The organism is Variovorax sp. (assembly GCF_965279555.1).
In the GTDB taxonomy this organism is placed as follows: Bacteria; Pseudomonadota; Gammaproteobacteria; order Burkholderiales; family Burkholderiaceae_C; genus Variovorax.
Window position 1 is genome coordinate 3554000 of sequence record NZ_OZ257247.1, and the last position, 20647, is coordinate 3574646.

The 20647-nt window shown below is 67.7% G+C and carries 21 protein-coding genes; 9 read left to right on the top strand and 12 right to left on the bottom strand.

The annotated features are described in order from the left end of the window. Position 1: 1 nt before the first annotated feature. Positions 2-853 (bottom strand): SirB1 family protein, encoded by an 852-nt coding sequence (locus ACQY8B_RS16845; RefSeq protein WP_422087765.1) that lies wholly within the window; start codon positions 851-853, stop codon positions 2-4. A gap of 76 nt (positions 854-929) precedes the next feature. After that, positions 930-2483, bottom strand: a complete 1554-nt coding sequence (murJ, locus tag ACQY8B_RS16850) for a murein biosynthesis integral membrane protein MurJ (RefSeq protein WP_422087766.1) — start codon at positions 2481-2483, stop codon at positions 930-932. Positions 2484-2612: 129 nt separating this feature from the next. On the opposite strand from murJ, the gene rpsT reads away from it, so the two are divergent. Continuing rightward, positions 2613-2927: a 30S ribosomal protein S20 gene (gene rpsT / locus ACQY8B_RS16855; protein ID WP_007831346.1), complete on the top strand. Its 315-nt coding sequence runs from the start codon at positions 2613-2615 to the stop codon at positions 2925-2927. Between the two features lie 136 nt (positions 2928-3063). On the opposite strand, the gene ACQY8B_RS16860 is transcribed toward rpsT, so the two are convergent. Continuing rightward, entirely contained in the window at positions 3064-3393 is a 330-nt protein-coding gene (locus ACQY8B_RS16860; protein ID WP_081270633.1) for a DUF3579 domain-containing protein, read from the bottom strand. Between the two features lie 160 nt (positions 3394-3553). Here ACQY8B_RS16860 and ACQY8B_RS16865 point away from each other — a divergent pair, with 160 nt between their 5' ends. The 7 genes from ACQY8B_RS16865 (at position 3554) to ACQY8B_RS16895 (ending at position 10299) form a co-directional block, all read left to right on the top strand. Next, positions 3554-4762 carry an aspartate aminotransferase family protein gene (locus ACQY8B_RS16865; protein ID WP_422087767.1) on the top strand — a complete coding sequence of 403 codons (1209 nt, stop codon included), beginning with the start codon at positions 3554-3556 and terminating at the stop codon, positions 4760-4762. Next, on the top strand, positions 4759-5724 hold the full coding sequence (argF, locus tag ACQY8B_RS16870; RefSeq protein ID WP_422087768.1) for an ornithine carbamoyltransferase: 966 nt from the start codon (positions 4759-4761) through the stop codon (positions 5722-5724). Before ACQY8B_RS16865 ends, argF begins: the two co-directional genes overlap by 4 nt. A 33-nt stretch (positions 5725-5757) precedes the next feature. Next, entirely contained in the window at positions 5758-6072 is a 315-nt protein-coding gene (locus ACQY8B_RS16875) for a YkgJ family cysteine cluster protein (protein ID WP_422087769.1), read from the top strand. A 78-nt stretch (positions 6073-6150) separates the two neighbouring features. Continuing rightward, the gene (kynB, locus tag ACQY8B_RS16880; protein ID WP_422087770.1) at positions 6151-6801 is read left to right on the top strand and encodes an arylformamidase; all 651 of its coding nucleotides are present in this window, start codon (positions 6151-6153) and stop codon (positions 6799-6801) included. Between the two features lie 10 nt (positions 6802-6811). Further along, on the top strand, positions 6812-8089 hold the full coding sequence (gene kynU, locus ACQY8B_RS16885) for a kynureninase (RefSeq protein WP_422087771.1): 1278 nt from the start codon (positions 6812-6814) through the stop codon (positions 8087-8089). Then, on the top strand, positions 8086-8946 hold the full coding sequence (kynA, locus tag ACQY8B_RS16890) for a tryptophan 2,3-dioxygenase (RefSeq protein WP_422087772.1): 861 nt from the start codon (positions 8086-8088) through the stop codon (positions 8944-8946). The genes kynU and kynA overlap by 4 nt, the downstream gene beginning before the upstream one ends. Positions 8947-9048: 102 nt before the next feature. Then, on the top strand, positions 9049-10299 hold the full coding sequence (locus ACQY8B_RS16895; RefSeq protein ID WP_422087773.1) for an SMI1/KNR4 family protein: 1251 nt from the start codon (positions 9049-9051) through the stop codon (positions 10297-10299). A 2-nt stretch (positions 10300-10301) separates the two neighbouring features. Here ACQY8B_RS16895 and ACQY8B_RS16900 read toward each other — a convergent pair whose 3' ends face one another. The 9 genes from ACQY8B_RS16900 to ACQY8B_RS16940 form a co-directional block, all read right to left on the bottom strand. Beyond that, a complete protein-coding gene (locus ACQY8B_RS16900; protein WP_422087774.1) occupies positions 10302-11486 on the bottom strand; it encodes an FAD-dependent monooxygenase in 1185 nt (394 codons plus the stop codon). 5 nt (positions 11487-11491) lie between these two features. Continuing rightward, positions 11492-11779, bottom strand: coding sequence for a DUF6587 family protein (locus ACQY8B_RS16905; RefSeq protein WP_422087775.1), 288 nt, complete (start codon positions 11777-11779; stop codon positions 11492-11494). Between the two features lie 129 nt (positions 11780-11908). Continuing rightward, positions 11909-13804: a ferrous iron transporter B gene (feoB, locus tag ACQY8B_RS16910; RefSeq protein ID WP_422087776.1), complete on the bottom strand. Its 1896-nt coding sequence runs from the start codon at positions 13802-13804 to the stop codon at positions 11909-11911. Then, the gene (locus ACQY8B_RS16915; protein ID WP_422087777.1) at positions 13797-14096 is read right to left on the bottom strand and encodes a FeoA family protein; all 300 of its coding nucleotides are present in this window, start codon (positions 14094-14096) and stop codon (positions 13797-13799) included. Before ACQY8B_RS16915 ends, feoB begins: the two co-directional genes overlap by 8 nt. 147 nt (positions 14097-14243) lie before the next feature. Then, on the bottom strand, positions 14244-15080 hold the full coding sequence (efeO, locus tag ACQY8B_RS16920; RefSeq protein ID WP_422087778.1) for an iron uptake system protein EfeO: 837 nt from the start codon (positions 15078-15080) through the stop codon (positions 14244-14246). A 52-nt stretch (positions 15081-15132) separates the two neighbouring features. Further along, positions 15133-16458: an iron uptake transporter deferrochelatase/peroxidase subunit gene (gene efeB / locus ACQY8B_RS16925; protein ID WP_422087779.1), complete on the bottom strand. Its 1326-nt coding sequence runs from the start codon at positions 16456-16458 to the stop codon at positions 15133-15135. A gap of 19 nt (positions 16459-16477) precedes the next feature. Further along, positions 16478-17668 (bottom strand): iron uptake system protein EfeO, encoded by a 1191-nt coding sequence (gene efeO / locus ACQY8B_RS16930; protein WP_422087780.1) that lies wholly within the window; start codon positions 17666-17668, stop codon positions 16478-16480. Between the two features lie 8 nt (positions 17669-17676). Beyond that, entirely contained in the window at positions 17677-18513 is an 837-nt protein-coding gene (gene efeU / locus ACQY8B_RS16935; protein ID WP_422087781.1) for an iron uptake transporter permease EfeU, read from the bottom strand. A 113-nt stretch (positions 18514-18626) separates the two neighbouring features. Beyond that, positions 18627-19088 carry a metallophosphoesterase family protein gene (locus ACQY8B_RS16940; RefSeq protein ID WP_422087782.1) on the bottom strand — a complete coding sequence of 154 codons (462 nt, stop codon included), beginning with the start codon at positions 19086-19088 and terminating at the stop codon, positions 18627-18629. Between the two features lie 83 nt (positions 19089-19171). On the opposite strand from ACQY8B_RS16940, the gene ACQY8B_RS16945 reads away from it, so the two are divergent. After that, positions 19172-20620 carry a C13 family peptidase gene (locus tag ACQY8B_RS16945; protein WP_422087783.1) on the top strand — a complete coding sequence of 483 codons (1449 nt, stop codon included), beginning with the start codon at positions 19172-19174 and terminating at the stop codon, positions 20618-20620. Positions 20621-20647 lie beyond the last annotated feature (27 nt).

The following is a 20647-nucleotide window of genomic DNA, read 5'->3' on the forward strand; positions in this document are numbered from 1 at the left end:
TTCAGTTGGCCATGCGGCGCAAGGCGGCGACGCGCTCGGCGATCGCGTCGATGTCCAGGGCGTCTTCGGCCTTTGCCAGGTAGGTCTCGAGGTCGCGCACGGCCTGCGTGGTGTTGCCCTGCTCCGCATGCGCGATGCCGCGGTCGCGGTATTCGCCCCAGGCGCCGGGCAGCAAGGCGATCAGCCGGTCCTGCACGGCGATGACGCGCAGCCAGTCTTCCTGCGCGTGGTGCACTTCCTTCAGGTTGCGCAGCATGCGGGCGATGATCTCGCGCGAACTGGCCGGCTGCAGGTACAGGCCCAGCGGCACGTCGAAGTCGCCCACCAGGCCGTTGCTGCGCTTGTAGGGCTCCAGCCGCTCGCCAAGTTCTTCGCGCGAGAGCGACTTGCCGGTGAACGGATCGATCACCACCTGACCTTTGGGCAGCGTCACCTTGAGCATGAAGTGGCCCGGAAAACCGATGCCCCGCGCCTGCAGTTCCAGGCCCTGCGCCAGTTCCATCCACAGCACCGCCAGCGAAATGGGAATGCCGCGGCGGGTGCGCAGCACGGCGTTCAGGTAGCTGTTGTCGGGGTCGTAGTAGTCGTTGAGGTTGCCGCCGAAGTTCAGGTCGTTGAAGAAGAACTGGTTCAGCGCGCGCAGCCTGGCCAGCGGGGCCGCGTCGGCGGGCAGGCGGCGCCTGAGGCGGGCAAGGAGCTGATCGACATCGCCCAGCACCTGCTGCACGTCGAGATCGGGGTACTCGTCCTGCGCCAGGCTGGCGGCGGCTTCGAGCAGCGGAAAGTGATCGTCGCTGCGGACCAGCGATTCGAAATATTCCAGCGCGGTGGGAACCTGAAAGCTGAACGTCATGTGTCTTTGTAGAGGAGCCCGCCGGGGGCGTCAAGGCGTGGCGTCAGGGTATTGCAGCCGCCCTCGGAGAGCGCTTTCAGCGGCGCAGGAAACTGCGCAAGCGAACGCCCACCGCCGCCAGAACGCCGAAGTACAGCACCATGGAAGCGGCGATCAGCGCGGCCAGCAGGCCGATGCGCAACAGGCGCTGCTCGCGCAGGCCGATCCAGTCGAAATGGGCCGAGCCCCACACCAGCAGCGCCGCCAGCACCAGCGTGCCGGCCAGCACCTGCAAAGCGAACTTGCCCCAGCCGGGCTCGGGCTTGTAGCTGCCGCGGCGGATCAGGCCGGCCAGCAGCCAGGCCGAATTGACCAGTGCCCCGATGGCGATGGTCAGCGTGAGCGCCGCGTGCTGCAGCACCGGCACCAGGAAGACATTGAGTACCTGCGTCAGCACCAGCACGCCCACGGCGATGAGCATCGGCGTGCGCGTGTCCTGCTTGGCGTAGTAGCCGGGCGCCAGCACCTTGACGGCCACGATGCCGATCAGACCCACGCCGTAGCCCGTCAGCGCGAGGGCGGTGCGCCGCACGGCGTCGTCGGGATAAGCGCCATTATGGAACAGGACGGCCACCAGCGGCTGCGCGAAGAGCAGCAGTGCGACGGCGCACGGCGCGGAGAGCAGCACCACGAGGCGCAGGCCCCAGTCGAGCAGCGACGAATAGCGCGCATCGTCCTTGGCGGCCCGGGCGCCGGCCAGTTGAGGCATCAGCACGACGCCGAGGGCTACGCCGAGCATGGCGGTCGGGAATTCCATCAGGCGGTCGGCGTTGGTCACCCAGGTCACGCTGCCCACCGCGAGGTGCGAGGCAATCTGCGTGTTGATGAGCAGCGATATCTGCGCCACGCTCACGCCCAGCAGCGCAGGCAGCATCAGCCTGAGCACCTTGCGCGTGTTCGGGTCGGTCCACGCGGTGCGCAGCGCCCGAAGGCTCACGCCGATGCGCGGCAGCAACCCGAGCCTGCGCAGCGCCGGGATCTGCAGGCCCAACTGCAGCGCGCCCCCCACCAGCACGCCCACGCATTGCGCGTAGATGGGCTCAATGCCATACCTGCGAAAAAGCGGTGCGCCGATCACGATCGACAGGATCAGCGCGATGTTCAAAAGCACCGGCGAAGCCGCCGGCACCGCGAACTTGCGCCAGGTATTGAGAATGCCCCCCGCCAGCGCCACCAGCGACATGAAGCCGATGTACGGAAACATCCAGCGCGTCATGACCACGGCCGAGTCGAAGCCCGGCAACCCGCTCGCCATGGCCCAGACCATCAGGGGCGCACCGACCACGCCGGCCACGCAGACAATCACCAGCGTCCAGGTCAGCAGCGTGGCGACATGGTCGATCAGTTGCCGCGCTCCTTCCTGGCCGTCTTCGGTCTTGCGCGCGGCCAGCACGGGCACGAAAGCCTGGCTGAAGGCGCCTTCGCCGAACACGCGGCGAAACAGGTTGGGAATGCGGAAGGCGACGTTGAAGGCGTCGGTCAGCGCGCTGACGCCGAAAACCGAGGCGAAAAGCACGTCGCGCACAAGGCCCGTGATCCGCGAAGCGAGAGTCAGCAGGGAGACGGTGGAGGCGGATTTGAGCAGGGACACGGGGGCCGAGTGTAGGCCCCGCCGGCCGCCGGAACGGGCGGATTCGGGCGCGAATTGGGCGAAAGGGCCAACCCGGCCTATAATGGAGGGCTTTGCTGCATCATCCTCAGACACCTAAGGAACTAAATCATGGCATCCGCCAAGCCCAAGAAAAAGAACCCGCGCCTCGCCTCCGGCCGTAAGCGCGTCCGCCAGGACACCAAGCTCAACGCTGCGAACACCTCGCTGCGCTCCAAATACCGTACCGCTGTCAAGAACGTCGAAAAGGCTGTCCTGGCTGGCGACAAGACCAAGGCAAGCGAACTCTTCGCGAAGGCCCAGAGCATCGTCGACACCGTCGCCGACAAGGGCATCTTCCACAAGAACAAGGCAGCCCGCGACAAGAGCCGCCTGTCGGCCAAGGTCAAGGCCCTCGCCCTGGCGCCTGAAAAGGCCGCCGCCTGACACCTGTCAGGCAAGCCCGGACCGGAATTCTCCGGTCCGCCGTTTGATCGGGGTGCGCTGCAGCAAAGTGTAAAAAACCGCCTTCGGGCGGTTTTTTCATGCCTGCTCGGCTCGCAAAAAGAAAAAGACCTGTCTGTCAGGCCTTCTTGGGGGGGATGGGTGTGTCGGGCACCAGGCAGGCCTCGGCTACCTGCAGGTCGTTGTCTTTCGCGAAGTTCACGCAGAAGTCCCAGGCCATGGGCTCGGCATCGCGCAGCGCGCGGTTCACGACCACGCACTTCACGCCGTTGATGGTCGTCGGCACGCACCAGGGGGAGTAGCTCAGGTAGCTGCCGGGAAAGGCGCCGCCGGGGCGGAAGGAGCTCATCACGCCGGCAAGGCGCTCGGCCCAATCGCTCGGGCGAAAGGTCCGTCCATCCTTGGTGATGCCCTGGATGAAGATTTCTTTGGCTGTGGGGGAAATCATCGTTGAATGAGGCGCCCGAGCAGGTGCTGCGGTGCAACACGAGATTCTATCTGCGCCACTTTTTGCATCCTGAACATGGGGCATTGCTGTAATGCGGAATCCTCAACGAAGGCGTCAAACCGCACGCCTAGAATCCGCGTTCCCTATCTGGAGAACCCGAATGAGCGCTACCGCCCAGCCCAACTCGCCCCACGTCATGAACACCTACGGTCGCCTGCCGATCGCACTGTCGCACGGCCAGGGCTGCCGAGTCTGGGACACCGCGGGCAAGGCCTACATCGACGGCCTCGGCGGCATTGCCGTCAACACCTTGGGACACAACCACCCCGAACTGGTGCCCGCGCTGCAGGACCAGCTGACCAAGCTGATCCACAGCTCCAACTACTACCACGTGCCCGGCCAGGAACAGCTCGCCACCAAGCTGACCGAACTGTCGGGCCTCACCAACGTCTTCTTCTGCTCCACCGGCCTCGAAGCCAACGAAGCCGCCCTGAAGCTGGCCCGCAAGTACGGCCACGACAAGGGCATCGAGCGCCCCGAGATCGTCGTCTACGAAGCCGCCTTCCACGGCCGCAGCATCGCCACCCTGTCGGCCACCGGCAATCCCAAGGTGCAGGCCGGCTTCGGCCCGCTGGTCGAGGGCTTCATCCGCGTGCCGCTGAACGACATCGAGGCGCTGAAGAAGGCCACCGAAGGCAACCCGAACGTGGTCGCCGTGTTCTTCGAAACCATCCAGGGCGAAGGCGGCATCCACCCGATGCGCGTCGAATATCTCAAGCAGGTGCGCGCACTGTGCGACGAGCGCGACTGGCTCATGATGATCGACGAAGTGCAGTGCGGCATGGGCCGCACCGGCAAGTGGTTCGCCCACCAGTGGGCGGGCATCAAGCCCGACGTGATGCCGCTGGCCAAGGGCCTGGGCTCGGGCGTGCCGATCGGCGCCGTGGTGGCCGGCCCCAAGGCCGCCAGCATCTTCGGCCCCGGCAACCACGGCACCACCTTCGGCGGCAACCCGCTGGCCATGCGCGCCGGTGTCGAGACCATCCGCATCATGGAAGAGCACAAGCTGCTCGAGAACGCCGCCACCGTGGGCGCCCACCTGAAGGCCGCGCTGGAGCGCGAAATCGGCGGCCTGCCGGGCGTGAAGGAAGTGCGCGGCCAGGGCCTGATGCTGGGCATCGAGCTCGACCGGCCCTGCGGCGTGATCCTGAACCGCGCCTGCGACGCCGGCCTGCTGCTGAGCGTGACGGCCGACAAGGTGATCCGCCTCGTGCCGCCGCTCATCCTGACCATCGCCGAGGCCGACGAGATCGTCGCCATCCTCGCGCCCATCGTCAAAGCCTTCCTGTCGGAGCCTGCACCCCAATGACGACCGCCACCGCGAACACCAACATCCGGCACTACCTGCAGTTCGCCGACTTCACGGCCGACGAATACACCTACCTCTTCGACCGCATGGCGGTCATCAAGAAGAAGTTCAAGACCTACGAGAAGCACCAGCCGCTGGTCGACCGCACGCTGGCCATGATCTTCGAGAAGGCCAGCACGCGCACCCGCGTGAGCTTCGAGGCCGGCATGTACCAGCTCGGCGGCAGCGTGGTCCACCTGACCACCGGCGACAGCCAGCTGGGCCGTGCCGAGCCCATCGAGGACAGCGCCAAGGTCATCAGCCGCATGGTCGACATCGTGATGATCCGCACCTACGAGCAGACCAAGATCGACGCCTTCGCGGCGCACTCGCGCGTGCCGGTCATCAACGGCCTGACGAACGAGTTCCACCCCTGCCAGATCCTGGCGGACATCTTCACGTACATCGAGCATCGCGGTTCACGCGGCGCCGGAGGCGACGCACTTTCCTGCCTGAAGGGCAAGACCGTGGCGTGGGTGGGCGACGGCAACAACATGGCCAACACCTGGCTGCAGGCGGCCGAGATCCTGGGCTTCACGGTGCACGTGAGCACGCCCAGCGGCTACGAGGTCGACCAGTCGATCGCCGGCATCCGCTCGGGCGACAGCTACAAGGTCTTCAAGGACCCGATGGAAGCCTGCCGCGGCGCCGACCTCGTCACCACCGACGTCTGGACCAGCATGGGCTACGAAGCCGAGAACGAGGCACGCCGCAAGGCCTTCGCCGACTGGTGCGTCGACGAGGACATGATGCGCGCCGCCCAGCCCGACGCCCTCTTCATGCACTGCCTGCCCGCCCACCGCGGCGAGGAAGTGCAGGCCGAGGTCATCGACGGACCGCAGTCGGTGGTGTGGGACGAGGCAGAGAACCGCCTTCACGCCCAGAAGGCGCTGATGGAGTTCCTGCTTCTGGGCAGGCTCTGACCATTCCCTGAAGCATAAGCAAGGCGCAGCCGCATGTCCGATTGCCAGAAATGCGGCGCCTGCTGCGCCAGCTACCGAGTCGACTTCAGCGTGCATGAACTCGACGACAACGGCGGCAAGGTGCCGTCCGGCCTTGCGGTCGAGGTGAATGACAGCCTCTGCCGCATGCGAGGCACCGATCACACACCCATGCGCTGCGCCGCCCTCACCGGCAAGATCGGCCAGTCCGTGAGCTGCGGCATCTACGAATGGCGGCCCAATCCCTGCCATGAACTGCAATCGGGCAGCGACGCCTGCGAGCGTGCGCGGGCCCGGCATGGGCTGCCGGCGCTGTCGTCGCCGCACTGAACCTTCGCTTCAACTCGTCACGCAGTGTGTTGGAAATAACCGACACCACGACCCCTCGCCCGGCGCTAACTTCGCGCCATGGCTCCATCACATCAGCATCGCATCTGGGACATTTCGCCGCCCGTGCATGAGGGCGCGCCGGTCTTTCCCGGCGACACGCCCTACCAGCAGCGCTGGGCCGCGACCATCTCGCCCGGCTGCCCGGTGAACGTCAGCGAGATCAAGCTCTCGCCCCACGTCGGCGCGCACGCCGACGCCCCGCTGCACTACGACCCCGAGGGCCAGACCATCGGCGACGTCGACCTCACGCCCTTCCTCGGCCCCTGCCGCGTGATCCATGCGATCGACAAGGGCCCGCTGATCGAGTGGGAGCACATCGCCCACGCCATCGACAGCCACCTGCCCCAGCGCGTGCTGGTGCGCACCTACGACAGCATGCCGGTCGGCCACTGGGACCCGCAGCTCGCGGCCTATGCGCCCGCCACCGTCGAGCGCCTCGCGGCCATGGGCGTGAAGCTCATCGGCATCGACACCGCCAGCATCGACCCGGCCGACAGCAAGACGCTGGAGAGCCACCAACGCATCCGCCGCCTCGACCTGCGCGTGCTCGAGAACCTCGTGCTCGACGACGTGCCCGAAGGCGACTACGAACTCATCGCGCTGCCGCTGAAGCTGGTCAGCGCCGATGCCTCCCCCGTTCGCGCCGTGCTGCGCGAACTTCCTCGCTGAAACCTCCACCATGACGACCCTTGCAGACTGCCGCGCGCTCGACGCGCAAGACCCGCTGCGCGCCCTGCGCGACCAATTCATCGTGCCCGAGGGCGTGCTCTACCTCGACGGCAACTCGCTCGGCGTGATGCCGAAGGCCGCACCGGCGCGCATCGCCGAAGTCGTGACCAAGGAATGGGGCGAAGGCCTCATCCGCTCCTGGAACACCGCGAGCTGGTTCGACCTGCCGCAGCGCCTGGGCGACAAGGTGGCCCGCCTGATCGGCGCCGCGCCCGGCGAAGTGGTGTGCACCGACAGCACCTCGGTCAATCTCTACAAGGTGCTGTTCGCCGCCTTGTCCCAGCAGAAGGACAGCGGACGCAAGCTGGTGGTGAGCGAGCGCAGCAACTTCCCGACCGACCTCTACATTGCCGAGTCGCTGTGCCGCGAGCGCGGCTTCACGCTCAAGCTGATCGACGCGAGCGAACTGCCCGGCGTGCTGACCGACGACGTGGCCGTGCTGATGCTCACGCACGTCAACTACCGCACCGGCGCCATGCACGACATGAAGGCCATCACCGCCGCCGCACATGCCGTGGGCGCGCTCACGGTATGGGACCTCGCGCACAGCGCGGGCGCCGTGCCGGTTGCGCTGAACGACAGCAACGCCGACTACGCCATCGGCTGCGGCTACAAGTATCTGAACGGCGGCCCCGGCGCGCCGGCGTTCGCATGGGTGAACACGAAGCACGCAGGGCAGTTCGAGCAGCCGCTGTCCGGCTGGTGGGGCCATGCGGCGCCCTTCGAGTTCACGCCGCACTACCGCCCTGCCCCAGGTGTCGGCCGCTATCTCTGCGGCACGCAGCCGATCATCGCGCTGGCCGGGCTCGAATGCGGGATCGACACCGTGCTCGCGGCCGAACCCTTCAACCGCGACCAAGGCGCGATGGCGGCGCTGCGCACCAAGTCGCTCGCGCTTACGGACATGTTCATCGCGCTGGTCGAAGAGCGCTGCGCCGGACAAGGCCTCTCGCTGGTCACGCCGCGCGATCACGCACAACGTGGCTCGCAGGTGTGCCTGAGCCGCGAAGAAGGTGCCTACGCCATCGTGCAGGCGCTGATCGCGCGCGGCGTGATCGGCGACTACCGCGCCGGCGACTCTCAGATGCCCGACATCCTGCGCTTCGGCTTCACGCCGCTGTACATCGGCTTCGAGGACGTGTGGAACTCGGTCGAGCATCTGGTGCAGGTGCTCGAGACCGGCGATTGGCGACGCGCTGAATTCAACCGCAAGAACGCAGTGACATGACCGCCGACAACAGCTCCTCGAAAAGCCCCGAGAACATCGTTCACGAAGAGAAGGCGCAGCTGGACTTCAGCAAGTCCATGAGCTACGGCGACTACCTGCACCTCGACGAGATACTCAACGCGCAGCATCCGCTCTCGCCCGCGCACGACGAGATGCTGTTCATCGTGCAGCACCAGACCGGCGAGCTCTGGATGAAGCTCATGCTGCACGAGCTGCGCGCCGCCACCGCCTGCATCGCCGAAGAAAAACTGGCGGACGCCTTCAAGATGCTGGCCCGCGTGAGCCGCATCATGGAACAGCTGGTGAGCGCCTGGACCGTGCTGTCGACCATGACGCCGCCCGAGTACACGGCGATGCGCCCATACCTTGCCAATTCCAGCGGCTTCCAGAGCGCGCAGTACCGCTGCATCGAGTTCGCGCTGGGCAACAAGAACGCCGCCATGCTCAAGCCGCACGCGCACCGCGCCGACCTGCTCGCGCAGGTAGAGGCGGCCTACCGCGCGCCTTCGCTGTACGACGAGTCGCTGCGCCTGCTCGCGCGCCACGGCCTGCCCGTGCCCGCCGACCGGCTGGAGCGCGACTGGACGCAGCCCTATGAATCGAGCGACGGTGTCGAAGCGGCATGGCTCACCGTCTACCGCAACCCGCACGACCACTGGGACCTGTACCAGCTCGGCGAGAAGCTCACCGACCTGGAAGACGCCTTCCGCCTCTGGCGCTTCCGCCATGTGACGACGGTCGAGCGCGTCATCGGCTTCAAGCGCGGCACCGGCGGCACCGGCGGCGTGAGCTATCTGCGCAAGATGCTCGACGTGGTGCTGTTCCCCGAGATCTGGAAGCTGCGCACCGACCTGTAGAACTCAGCCTCGCCGTGCAAACGCCCTCATGAGGCTGGGGTGGTCCGGATTGTTCCTTCGGCGCAAAGCGCTACAGTTTTGGAAACAACGAAGGCCACCGCCATGCACGACATCCGGTTCACACCCGAAGAGCTTTCCACCCTGCGCGAACACGGCGTCGTGCTGTTCGCGAACCGCGTGATCTTCGACGCGCAGCCGCCGATGCCCCAGGCACAGATTGCCGCCGTGCAGTCGCTGTGCGCGGGCCCGATTCCCGGCGGGCTGCTGGCGCTGTGGGAAGTCACCGCGGGCGGGCGGCTCGACTACGACCTGTCGCTCGAGATGAACGGCAACCTCGAAGGCATCAGCTGGACCGAGCTGTTCTGGAACGGCAGCGACGGCTATCACGACCTGCAGGGCTGGATCGACCACGAACTGGAACTGGCCGGGGAAGCCGCGCAAGAAAGCGGCGAACCGTGGAGCGGCAAGCTCACGCACCTGCCCTTCGGCGGCTTCGAGTACACCGACCGCATCTACGCGGTGGTCGAGCCGGGCGCCGAGCACGGGCAGATCGTTGCCTGGAAGAAAGGCCTGCCGCCGGCCTGGACGCACGCGCTGCACGAAGACAGCGTGAACACCATCGCCTCCGACCTGATGGGCGCCTTCGCTGCGGTGCACCTGGACGAAGACCCGCTGGCCCCCACGAGCGACTATTTCGCGGGGCAGACACTGCTCGAATATCTCGACGACCGGCACGAGGAACACGGGCTCGATCTCGACCTGATGGACAAGCTGATCGCCTTCTATTCGCGCGCCGTGGTCGACTGGCGCACGCCGCTGGCCGAAGGCACCCTGCGCCACAAGCCCTCGCTCGCACGCGTGGCGCTGCGCCACGCGATCGCGACGGACGACGCCGATATGGTCGCCCAGCTTGCCGCAGCGGGCGTGGGCTTCGAAGGGCCGCTGCAAGGCAGCGCGCTCGCGGTCGATGTCGCGGTGGGGAATGACGCCTTCGCCGCCGCGGCGGCGCTGGTGCGTGCCGGTGCGCCGGTGGCTGCGGATGCGCTGGGCAGCATCGACGGGCAGATCGCGCCCGAGCTCACGGCCGCGCTGCTGGCCAACGGCGCGGAGCCCAACGTGGCGGCCATCGTCAAGTGCGCGGCCTGTGGCGCGCCCGCGAGCGCGCACCTGATCGCGGAAGCCTGCGAGCAGGCAGGCATCGACGTGGCGCCGGCCTTCGTCGCGGACCGCGATGCGATGCTGCTGGAGCTGGAGACCACGCTTGCGCAGATGCAGGACGGCAAGCTCGGCCACTACCTGGGGCAGGAAGGAATCGCCGAGCGCATCGAGCACCTGCAGGCGTTCAGGCTCTAGTTCTACCCGCCGTAGAGCCAGGGCTGGTCGAGCAGCTTGGCGCCCAGCAGGCGCATTGCCATGTCGCGGCCCAGCCGCACCGCGCCGGTCGCGTGGAAGATCTCGCCGTTGCGGCGCGCCCTGGCCTGCACTTGCGCATTGCGCGCCCAGCGCGCCTCGGCATAGCGCGCGAAGGCGGCGGGCACGGCTGCCGCGTTGCCCTCGCCCAGCGCATCGGCCAGCGCCAGCGCGTCTTCGATGGCCATGCCCGCGCCCTGCGCAAGGTACGGAACCATCGGGTGCGCGGCGTCGCCGACCAGCGCGACGCGCTCGTGGGCCATGTCGGCTGCGGAGGTCATGGGCGCGCGGTCGCCGAGCGACCATGCGCGCCAGGCGGGCATGGCGTCGAGCAGCGACTGCAGAGCGCCGCAACTGCGGCCCATGGCCTGCCTGAGCGCGGCGATGCTGCTGGACTGGTCCCAGTCGCGCGCATCACCCGCCGGCGCGGATTCGGCGATCACGACCACGTTGAGCCAGTCGCCGCCGCGCACCGGATACGCCACCGCATGCAGGCGCGGGCCGAGCCACACGTCGACCTGCCGGCGGCGCAGGGCAGCAGGCAGCTTCGCCTGCTCGATCAGCGCGCGCCACGCCGTGTGGCCGGTGACACGGGGCGATTGCGCTGCCGATGCGGTGTCGAGCTGGCGCCTCACCAGGCTCCAGAGACCATCGGCGCCGACGATCGCCTCGCCTTCCCAGGCGCGTGCGTCGGTGCTCGACATGCAGACGAGGTCGTCGCTGGTTTCGACCTGCGTGATGCGTGCGGCGGTGACGAGGTTGCCGATGCCGCGCGCACGCACGGCGTCGAGCAGCAGGCCGTGCAGGTCGGCACGATGGACGCAGAAGTAAGGGGCGCCGTAGCGCTGCTGCATGGCGTCGCCGAGCGGCATGCGGGCCAGGTCGGAGCCGCTGTCGGCGCTGTGGACCACGAGCGCATCGGGCCGCGCCGCGATGGCCGCGAGCCCCGGCCCCAGGTCCAACTGCTGAAGGCGCCGCGTGGCGTTGGGGCCGAGCTGCACGCCGGCGCCGATTTCGCCGAAGACGGCGGCCTGCTCGAAAACGTCGGCCCGGTGCCGATGCCGGGAAAGCGCCAGCGCGGTGGCCAGCCCCCCGATGCCGCCCCCGGCGACGAGGATGTGCGCGGGCATCGGTCTCAGCGGCTTTGCGTGGACGGGCGGGTGGTGGCCTGGTCGGCTTCCGTGGGTTTGAGGGGTGTCTTGGGAGCGCAGCTTCCGCAGCTGTCGCACGAGCCGCAGCCCGATGTCTTGGCCAGCGAGGCGGCCAGTTCCTTGGCGCGCTCTTCGTCGACCCAGCCTGCGCGGTGCGTGCCGGCCGCGAGCTTCTGCGCGGCACCACGCCGCCAGCCTGCGGGCATCCAGCGCCAGACCGCGTAGAACGCGGCGGCGGCGACGATGAATCCGACGATCAGTTGTTGCGTCATATCTCGAATACTCCAATCCCCAAGCCTACTCCAGGAATACCGCGGAACCGGCTTTGCCGGGCCGCAGGTATTGCCCCCTGCAAGGGGGTTGGCGGCCACACGCAGTGGGCAAGCCTGGGGGTTTGTTTTTTACCCTGCTCCGAGTGCCACCGCAACGCGGTAGGTGATGAAACAGGCCATATAGGCAAGCGCGAAGAGGTACCCGGCCATGATCCAGACGTACTTCCACGAGCCGGTCTCGCGCTTCACAGCCGCCAGCGTCGAAATGCACTGCGGCGCGAACACGTACCAGACAAGCAGCGACAGCGCCGTTGCCAGCGACCAGCTGCCGGCGATCAGCGGCTCCAGCTGGCCCGCCACGTCGTCGCCGGTGGCCGACAGCGCGTACACCGTGCCCAGCGCGCCCACGGCCACTTCGCGCGCGGCCATGCCGGGCACCAGCGCGATCGAGATCTGCCAGTTGAAGCCGATGGGCGCGAAGATGTGCTCCAGACCGCGGCCGATCATGCCGGCCAGGCTGTACTGGATGGCCGGGCCGGTCGCGCCTTCGGGCGGCGACGGGAAGGTCGACAGGAACCACAGCAGGATCGTGAGCGTGAGGATGATCGTGCCCACGCGCTGCAGGAAGATCCATGCGCGCTCGTACAGGCCCAGCGCCAGGTTGCGCGGGTTGGGCCAGCGGTAGGCGGGCAGCTCCATCATCAGCGGCGAATGCGCGGTGTTGTCGCGGAAACGCTTCATCACCCAGGCCACGGCCATGGCCGAGACGATGCCGAACACATACAGCGCGAACAGCACCACGCCCTGCAGGTTGAACACCCCGCCCACCGTGCGCGCCGGAATGAAGGCCGCGATGAGCAGCGCATACACCGGCAGCCGCGCCGAACAGGTCATGAGCGGCGCGATCATGATGGTGGTGATGCGGTCGCGCCAGTTGCTGATGGTGCGCGTGGCCATCACGCCCGGAATGGCGCAGGCAAAGCTCGACAGCAGCGGAATGAACGAGCGGCCCGACAGGCCCACGGTGCCCATCACGCGGTCGAGCAGGAAGGCCGCGCGCGGCAGGTAGCCGGAGTCTTCCAGAGCGAGGATGAACAGGAAAAGAATCAGGATCTGCGGCAGGAAGACGACGACGCCGCCCACGCCCGCGATGACGCCGTCGACCAGCAGGCTCTGCAGCATGCCCTCGCCCATGTGCGCCTTGATGAGGCCGCCGAGCGCCTCGGTGCCGGCCTTGATGGCGTCCATCGGCACATTGGCCCAGCTGAAAACCGCCTGGAACATCAGGAACATGGTGACGGCCAGCACCAGCATGCCCCACACGGGATGCAGCACCAGGCGGTCGATACGGTCGCTGGTGGCGAGGCTGCCGACCGGCTCTTTCACCGTGAGGCCGAGGATGCGGCGTACCTCGCGCTGCGTGGCCAGCACGTCGTCCAGGCCGGGGGCCTGCCAGGGCTGCGGCGCGGCGGCGGCCACGGGGGTGTCGAGCGCTTCGAGCAGGCCCTGCGCGCCGCCGGTATGCACGCCGACGGTCTCGATGACCGGCACGCCCAGCTCGCGCGAGAGCGCCGCCTTGTCGACCACGATGCCCTGCTTCCGGGCCATGTCGGTCATGTTGAGCGCCACCACCATCGGCAGGCCGAGCCTCCTGGCTTCGAGCACCAGCCGCAGGTTCAGCCGCAGGTTGGTGGCGTCGGTAACGCACACCAGCAGATCGGGCAGGGCTTCCTTGCTCTGGCCGGTGACGATGTCGCGGGTGACGGCCTCGTCGGCGCTCAGCGCGTTCAGGCTGTAGGCGCCCGGCAGGTCGAGCACGAACACGCGCCGGCCCGAGGGCGTGCGCAGCGTGCCTTCCTTGCGCTCGACGGTCACGCCGGCGTAGTTGGCCACCTTCTGGCGGCTGCCGGTAAGCAGGTTGAACAGCGCGGTCTTGCCGCAATTGGGATTGCCCAGCAAGGCGATGCGGCCCGGCTGCGCGGTGGGCGCAAAGCCGCCGGGACCCTGGATGACGGCCTCAACCATGGTTGGCAGCCCCCGGCGTGACGTGAATGAGCGCGGCCTCGTGGCGGCGCAGCGCGAAGGTGGTGTGGCCCAGGCGAACCGCCAGCGGCTCGCGCCCGGGAATGCCGCTGGCCACGATGCGCACCGCTTCGCCCGGCACGAAGCCGATTTCGGTCAGGCGCAGCACGAGTTCGCGGTCATCGGCGCTCTCGGGGCGCGCCACGTCGAGCACGGTGGCCCACTGGTTGTTCGGAAGCTGGTCGAGGTGCAGGACGGCGGATGCCGGCGCTGCGCCGTTGTCTTTGGTGTGCACGGTGAGAGTGCGCCCTGAATATCGGCGCGCCAAGTAAGCAATACCCGAATGCTAGCAATTCTCACTCGCGAAAACCTGACCACCGTCAAAAATGGGGGGCTGCAGGGCCGGAAACACCGCGAAACTGGCCCTGCCGGGGGCACGCGCCTAGTTCAGGCCCAGCATGCCGCGCAGCTTGGAAAGGTCTTCGGCCAGCGTGTTCACGCGGCCTGCCAGCAGCTTGCGGTCACGCTCGGCGAGCTTCGAATAGGTCTCGAAGCCGCCATCGGCCGTCCTGTACTTGGCCAGCGTGTCGAACACCACCTTGAAATTGGCGTCGGTCTTGTCCGAGAAGGCCTTGTTTTCCTTCACGACCAGCGGGCGCAGCAGTTCGACGATCTTGAAAGCGCCCTCGAAATTCGACTGGAAGTCCCACAGGTCGGTGTGGCTGTAGCGGTTTTCCTCGCCGGAGATCTTGGTCGCGGCGACTTCTTCCATCAGCACCGCGGCGCCGCCCACCACCTTCTCGGGCGGGAAGGTCAGCGCGACCAGGCGCTTCTGCAGTTCGAGCACGTCGGCCAGCAGCTTGTCGGCCACCGGGTTGAGCTCCTTGGTGCTCTTCTGCACCCACAGGCCGTATTCGATGCGGTGGAAGCCGCCGAAGGCCGGGTCTTTCTCGGCCTTTTCGTGGTCGTCTGCGCGCGAGTCGATCGCCTTGTCGAGGTCGTTGAACAGCTCGGCCACCGGCTCGATGCGCTCGTAGCTGGTGCGCGTGGGCGCATACAGCTTCTTCGCCTTCTCGATGTCGCCGGCCTTCACCGCGGCGGTGAAGGCGCGCGTGTCCGCGGCCAGCTTGCGCACGTTCTCGGCGACGTAGATCTTGTAGTCGGAGATCGGTCCGACCAGCTCGAGCGGCGACACGGCGGCCTGTGCGCCAAGGGCACAGAGCCCGGCGAAGCCTGCGACGAAAGTGGCGAGGAAGTGGCGGCGGAACTGCACGGTCATGGATCTCCTTGTTCTGGGCAGTGATGAAAAAACTTGTGCGCCCGATGCCGCCTCAGGCGGCCATCAGGCTGCGCCCCAGCCAGTCGCGCTCGTCCCGCACGCCCGGCAGCGTGAAGAAGAAGCCGCCGCCGATGGGCTTGATGTATTCCTCGAGCGGCTCGCCGTCCAGGCGCTTCTGCACCGCGATGAAGCCGTTCTCCAGATTGGCCTGGTAGCAGATGAACAGCAGGCCCATCTCGAGCTGGCCGGACTTGGTCACGCCGTTCGAATAGTTGAAGGGCCGGCGCAGCATCAGGTTCTTGTCCGAGGCCCTGGTGCGCGGGTTCGCCAGGCGGATGTGCGCGTCCATCGGCGTGGCCTTGCCTTCGGGGTCCTTGGTGAAGTCGGGCACGTCGTGCTCGGTCTTGCCGCCGTCCAGCGGCGCGCCGGTGGGCTTCAGGCGGCCCATGATGGCCTCCTGCTCCTGCAGCGGCGTGCGGTCCCAGCGCTCCACGAAGTTGCGGATGATGCGCACCGCCTGGTAGCTGCCGCCCACCGTCCAGGCCGGCTCGTCACCGCCGGGCTGCACCCACACGATGTTGTCCATGAGCTTGTCGTCGGCCGAGTCGGGGTTGGCGGAGCCGTCCCTGAAGCCGAGGAAATTGCGCGCGCTCTCGGCCGGCTTGCCGGGCACCGCCGGAATCGGCGGCACGGTGCCTTCCTGCTTCCAGTGCAGCACCAGCAGGTCGGGCGTGTTCTTGATGATGTCGCGCAGCGCGTGGATGTTGGTGTCGGGCGTGTTGGCGCAGAACTGGATCGACAGGTCGCCGTGGCACAGCGCGGCGTCGAGCGCGTCGTTCGGGTGTCGCTGCATCTGGTTCAGCCGCAGGGGCTTTTTCTTCTCGAGGCCGAAGCGCTCGTCGAACAGCGAAGTGCCGACCGACACCGTCACGGTCAGCCCGTCGGGCTGCACCACCGGCCCGAGGATGCCGGAGCCCGCGGGCGGCAGCTTGGGATCGGGGTCGGTCTGCGGGCCGCCCTGCGTGAGGAAGGCGATGCGCTCGGTGAGCGTGCGGAACAGCCGCTCCAGGTCGGTGCGGTTCTCGGCCAGCACGTAGAACGAGGCGATCATGCCGGCCGCCGGGCGCGGCGTGACGATGCCGGCCTGATGCTTGCCGCGGAAGGGCACACGGTCTTGCGTGTGGGTGCTCTGCGGCGCGTCGGTCACTTGCGCGCCGCTTTCCGGCGAATTGGGCGGGCCCGAAGGCGCGGCGCCGGCACGGGCCGAGGCGGCCAGCCCTGCAAAGGCGACACCGGCTGCACCAAGCATGCGGCGGCGGTGCGGGGATTCGGGACGTCCCTCGGGCGGGACGACTTCGTTGATCTTCGACTTTTCCATGGGGATACTTGCTCTCGCGTCATTCCAGGCCGAGCGCGGCGTTGACCTTGCCGAGTTCCTCGGCCAGCGCGCGCACGGGTTCGGCCAGTGCCTTTCTTTGCGCTTCGTCGAGCGGCGCAGGCTTGAAGCCCTCGCCCTCGCGGTACGGGGCCAGCGCGGCGTCGAAGGCCGCGAAGCGTTCGTCCACGCTCTTCTGCAGCGCGGGCGCCGCCTTCACCAGCAGCGGCTGCAGCAGTTCGGAAATCTTCTTCGTGCCTTCGTAGGTGCCTTGCAGGTTGGCGACTTCGGCGTGGCCGTAGTGGTCTTCGCCGCCGGCCGGCAGGTTGTCGGCCATGCGGCGCAGCAGCTTCGAGGCCGAGCCCGCGAGCCGCTCCGGAGGCATGTCGAGGCCGCGCAGGCGCTCCTTGAGGGTGCCGATGTCGCCCTTCAGCTTGTCGACCACGGGCGCGAGGCCCTTCACGTCGTCCTGGCTGTACAGCGCGTACTCGATGCGATGGAAGCCGGTGAAGCCGGGGTCGGCCTCGCGCTTCTCGAAGTAGTCGGCGCGCGCGTTGATGCGGGTGTCGAGGTCGGCGAACAGCTCGGCCATCGGCTCGATGCGCTTGTAGGCCTGGTGCGCCGGCGTGTAGAGCACCCTCGCCTGCTGCAGGTTGCCGGCCTTGATCGCATCGGACAGCGCACCCACCGCGTCTTCGAGCGAGCGAGCCTCCAGCCGCAGGAAGGTCTGGTATTCAGCCAGCGCGCCCACGTAGTTGACCAGCGACGGCCGCGCCGCTTCGGCATCGGACGCTGCCGAAGGCGTGACGCGCAGCTTGCCGCGCGGGTTGCTCAGCAGGCCGCAGGTGATGGCGAACTCGCCCGGCTGCAGCTTGACCGTCATGGTCTGCGAGAAGCCGGGCGCGATGTTCTCGCGCTCTTCCACCACCATCACGCCATCGAGAATTTCCCACTCGAGCGCGCGGTTCGACTTGTTGACGATGGTGAAGGTGGTGCGCCCCGCGGGCACGGTGATCTCGTTGGGATCGCAGGCGTTGCCCTGGATCGTGACGGTGACGGCGTTGTCGGCCGTCCTGGGCGGCGCCTTGCGGGCCTCGTTCGAGGCATACCAGAAGGCCGCGAGGCCGGCGACGACCAGCAGCGCCGAGCCGGCCACCGCCGCGCGCATCAGGTTCGAGGTGGAGGGCTTGTTGTCGGAGGGAGAAGAAGACATTGCGGGTTTCAGCGGGCGGCGGCCGCGCGTGGCGCCGGCGCGGGCGCCGGACGCAGGAAGAAGAACAGGGCGACGGCCAGGAAGGCCAGGTAGACGATGACCTCGCCCACCACGGGCGCGGCCTGATAGCCCAGCAGGCCCGAAAGCACGGCGCCCACGGGGCTGTCCATCGGCAGCTTGTCGCTCATGTCGAACACCACCGTCTGCAGGTGGTTCCACACGCCGCCTTCATGCAGCTTGCGCAGCACGCCGGCCAGCAGGCCCGCGGCCACCATCAGGATGAACAGGCCGGTGAAGCGGAAGAAGCGGCGCAGGTCGAGCCGCACGCCGCCAGAGTAGAGCCCCCAGCCGACCAACACCGACACCGCGATGCCGGCCAGCGCGCCCACGGGTGCCTCCCAGCCGCTGCTCTGCTGGAACACGGCCAGCAGGAAGAACACCGACTCCAGCCCTTCCCGCGCCACCGCGAGAAACACCATGCCGATCAGCGCCCAGCCCTGGCCGTCGGCGCCCCTGGCGAGCGCGCTGTCGATGGAGGCCTGCAGCTCGCCCTTTATCGAGCGCGCCGCCTTGCGCATCCAGAACACCATCGACGTCAGCATGACCACCGCGATGAGCCCGACCACGCCTTCGAACAGCTCCTGCTGCTTCTGCGGAAACTCCGCGGCGAGCAATTGCAGGCCCGCGCCCGCGAACAGCGAAAGCGCGGCGGCCAGCAGCACGCCGACCCACACCGCGGGCATCAACGCGCCGCGTCCGCTTTGCTTGAGGTAACTGGCAACGATGCCGACAATCAGCGCGGCTTCGATGCCTTCGCGCAGCATGATGAGAAAGGGAATGAGCATCGGCTTCTGGATTCAGGGCGTAGAAAGCCCCGGAGCCAATGAGCATACCCCATCAAATAAGATCCATTCTCATTTGATGGCTTTGATTACCGAATGGCAATGAAAGCCATGTGTCAGGCGCTGACTTCGTGGATGCGAGCCGTGACCGCACCGCCGTCGATCCGCAATTCGGCCACGGCGATGGGCAGCTTGAAGCGGCGCGGCCCCGCACTGCCGGGGTTGACGTACAGCACGCCGCCGCGCTCCTCGATCTTCGGCTTGTGCGAATGGCCCGAGACGACCACGCGCACGCCGGCAGCGGCCGGGTCGATGTCGAGCTGCGAAAGATCGTGGATCGCATAGAGATGCACGCCGCCGAACGCGACGAGTTCGGTTTCCGCGATGCCGTCGGCCCAGGCTTCCCGGTCGTTGTTGCCGCGCACCACCGTCAGCGGTGCCAGCTCGCGCAGCGCATCGAGGATGCCCGGATTGCCGATGTCGCCGCCATGCACGATGGCATCGCTGCCCTTCAGGAACGCGAGCGCCTGCGGCCTCAGCAGGCCGTGCGTGTCGGAGACAAGACCGATGCGAAGCATGGGAAGAAGAAAGTTATGGAGGCAAACCCGGGGTGGCCGCAAGACCCGCGAAAAGCGCGGCACGCAAAGGCATCATCGGCGCCATGCCCGAAGACATCATCGCATCGCCGACCCCTTCCGAAAACGCAGGAGAACCCCTTGCGGCCACGCCGCAGCCGCGCGTGGGCCTGCTGCGATGGATCGCCGGCGGCCTGCGTGCCTCCGTGCTGCTCGAGCCGCGCGTCGATGCGCGGCCCGCGCCCTGGCAATTGCTGTTGCTCGTGCTGCTGCCCGAACTCGCATGGACCGGCCTGGCGCGCCTGGAGATAGACGGCCCCGCGCGGCTCTACGCCACCGTCAACCTCAACACGCTCTGGTCGCTCGGCGTGCTCGCGTGGCTGGGCTGGTTCGCGCTGTCTGGCCGGGCGGGCAACAACGGGCTGGCGCGCTGGTTCGTGCTGGCCACCTGGGCGATGCTTCCGGCCAACCTGATGCTCAGCCTGCTGGCCCTGGGCTATACGCGCGGCTGGCTGCCGGCAAAGCTTGCCACCTCTCCCGGCTACTGGATCGTTTTCGGCCTGGGTTGCGCGTGGATCGTGCTGGCGCTCGCGCGCTTCACCGCACGCGAAGCCGGTGCGCGCTGGCGGCTCGCGATCTTCGTACCCGCATTCGTGGCCATGCTCGCGCTGACCTTCTGGCAGTCGCTATACACGCAGGAGCGCGTCTGGCAGGCCGACGCCAGTGCATCGGCCGAGCCCGAGCGTCCGCGCATGCGCCTGACGCAGGAGCTCTTCGAGGAACAGCAGGCGCTGTGGGACCAAACGGTCGATAGCCTTGCCGCCGGCACGCCGGGGCAGGCCGATGTCTACGGCCTCGTGTTCGCGCCCTACGCGTCGGAAGACGTGTTCCTGCGCGAAAGCCGCATGGTCGCCGCACTGCTGGAAGAGCGCTTCGACGCCAAGGGCCGCGTGATCCACCTCATGAACCATGCGACCACCGCCGAAACGCTGCCCTGGGCCACGCCGCTGAACCTGGAGCGCGCCATCGCCGCGCTGGCCGAGCGCATGGACCGGGAGAACGACGTGCTGGTGATCTACCTCACCTCGCACGGCGCGCGCGACCACAAGCTGGCAGCCGCGCACTGGCCGCTGTCCGTGCCCTGGCTCACGCCGGAAGAACTGCGCGAGGCGCTCGACAAGGCCGGCATCCGCCACAGGGTGGTCGCGGTCTCGGCCTGCTATTCGGGAGGGTGGATCGAGCCGCTGGCCAACGACGACACGCTGGTGATGACCGCCGCCGACGCCACCCACACCTCGTACGGATGCGGCCGGCTGTCCGAGCTGACCTTCTTCGGCCGTGCGATGTTCAACGAGGAGCTGCGCAAGACCCGCTCCTTCGAGACCGCCTTCGCGGCGGCAGCGCCGTTGATCAAGCAGCGCGAGATCGATGCCGGCAAGGAAGACGGCTTCTCGAACCCGCAGATCAGCGTCGGCGAAAAGATCCGCCCCGTGCTCGACCGCCTCGCGCAGCGCCTCGACGGCATCGCGAAGTAGCAGGCGGGCGCCCCCTGCAAGGGGGCC

Excerpts from the sequence above, each read along its gene's own strand:
- efeU (WP_422087781.1), bottom strand. The coding sequence starts at position 18,513 with ATGCTCATTCCCTTTCTCATCATGCTGCGCGAAGGCATCGAAGCCGCG.
- kynU (WP_422087771.1), top strand. The coding sequence starts at position 6,812 with ATGACGACCCTTGCAGACTGCCGCGCGCTCGACGCGCAAGACCCGCTG.
- ACQY8B_RS16875 (WP_422087769.1), top strand. The coding sequence starts at position 5,758 with ATGTCCGATTGCCAGAAATGCGGCGCCTGCTGCGCCAGCTACCGAGTC.
- ACQY8B_RS16895 (WP_422087773.1), top strand. The coding sequence starts at position 9,049 with ATGCACGACATCCGGTTCACACCCGAAGAGCTTTCCACCCTGCGCGAA.
- ACQY8B_RS16945 (WP_422087783.1), top strand. The coding sequence starts at position 19,172 with ATGCCCGAAGACATCATCGCATCGCCGACCCCTTCCGAAAACGCAGGA.
- ACQY8B_RS16860 (WP_081270633.1), bottom strand. The coding sequence starts at position 3,393 with ATGATTTCCCCCACAGCCAAAGAAATCTTCATCCAGGGCATCACCAAG.
- ACQY8B_RS16865 (WP_422087767.1), top strand. The coding sequence starts at position 3,554 with ATGAGCGCTACCGCCCAGCCCAACTCGCCCCACGTCATGAACACCTAC.
- feoB (WP_422087776.1), bottom strand. The coding sequence starts at position 13,804 with ATGGTTGAGGCCGTCATCCAGGGTCCCGGCGGCTTTGCGCCCACCGCG.
- ACQY8B_RS16905 (WP_422087775.1), bottom strand. The coding sequence starts at position 11,779 with ATGACGCAACAACTGATCGTCGGATTCATCGTCGCCGCCGCCGCGTTC.
- ACQY8B_RS16845 (WP_422087765.1), bottom strand. The coding sequence starts at position 853 with ATGACGTTCAGCTTTCAGGTTCCCACCGCGCTGGAATATTTCGAATCG.
- rpsT (WP_007831346.1), top strand. The coding sequence starts at position 2,613 with ATGGCATCCGCCAAGCCCAAGAAAAAGAACCCGCGCCTCGCCTCCGGC.
- efeB (WP_422087779.1), bottom strand. The coding sequence starts at position 16,458 with ATGGAAAAGTCGAAGATCAACGAAGTCGTCCCGCCCGAGGGACGTCCC.
- kynA (WP_422087772.1), top strand. The coding sequence starts at position 8,086 with ATGACCGCCGACAACAGCTCCTCGAAAAGCCCCGAGAACATCGTTCAC.
- efeO (WP_422087778.1), bottom strand. The coding sequence starts at position 15,080 with ATGACCGTGCAGTTCCGCCGCCACTTCCTCGCCACTTTCGTCGCAGGC.
- efeO (WP_422087780.1), bottom strand. The coding sequence starts at position 17,668 with ATGTCTTCTTCTCCCTCCGACAACAAGCCCTCCACCTCGAACCTGATG.
- ACQY8B_RS16900 (WP_422087774.1), bottom strand. The coding sequence starts at position 11,486 with ATGCCCGCGCACATCCTCGTCGCCGGGGGCGGCATCGGGGGGCTGGCC.
- ACQY8B_RS16940 (WP_422087782.1), bottom strand. The coding sequence starts at position 19,088 with ATGCTTCGCATCGGTCTTGTCTCCGACACGCACGGCCTGCTGAGGCCG.
- argF (WP_422087768.1), top strand. The coding sequence starts at position 4,759 with ATGACGACCGCCACCGCGAACACCAACATCCGGCACTACCTGCAGTTC.
- kynB (WP_422087770.1), top strand. The coding sequence starts at position 6,151 with ATGGCTCCATCACATCAGCATCGCATCTGGGACATTTCGCCGCCCGTG.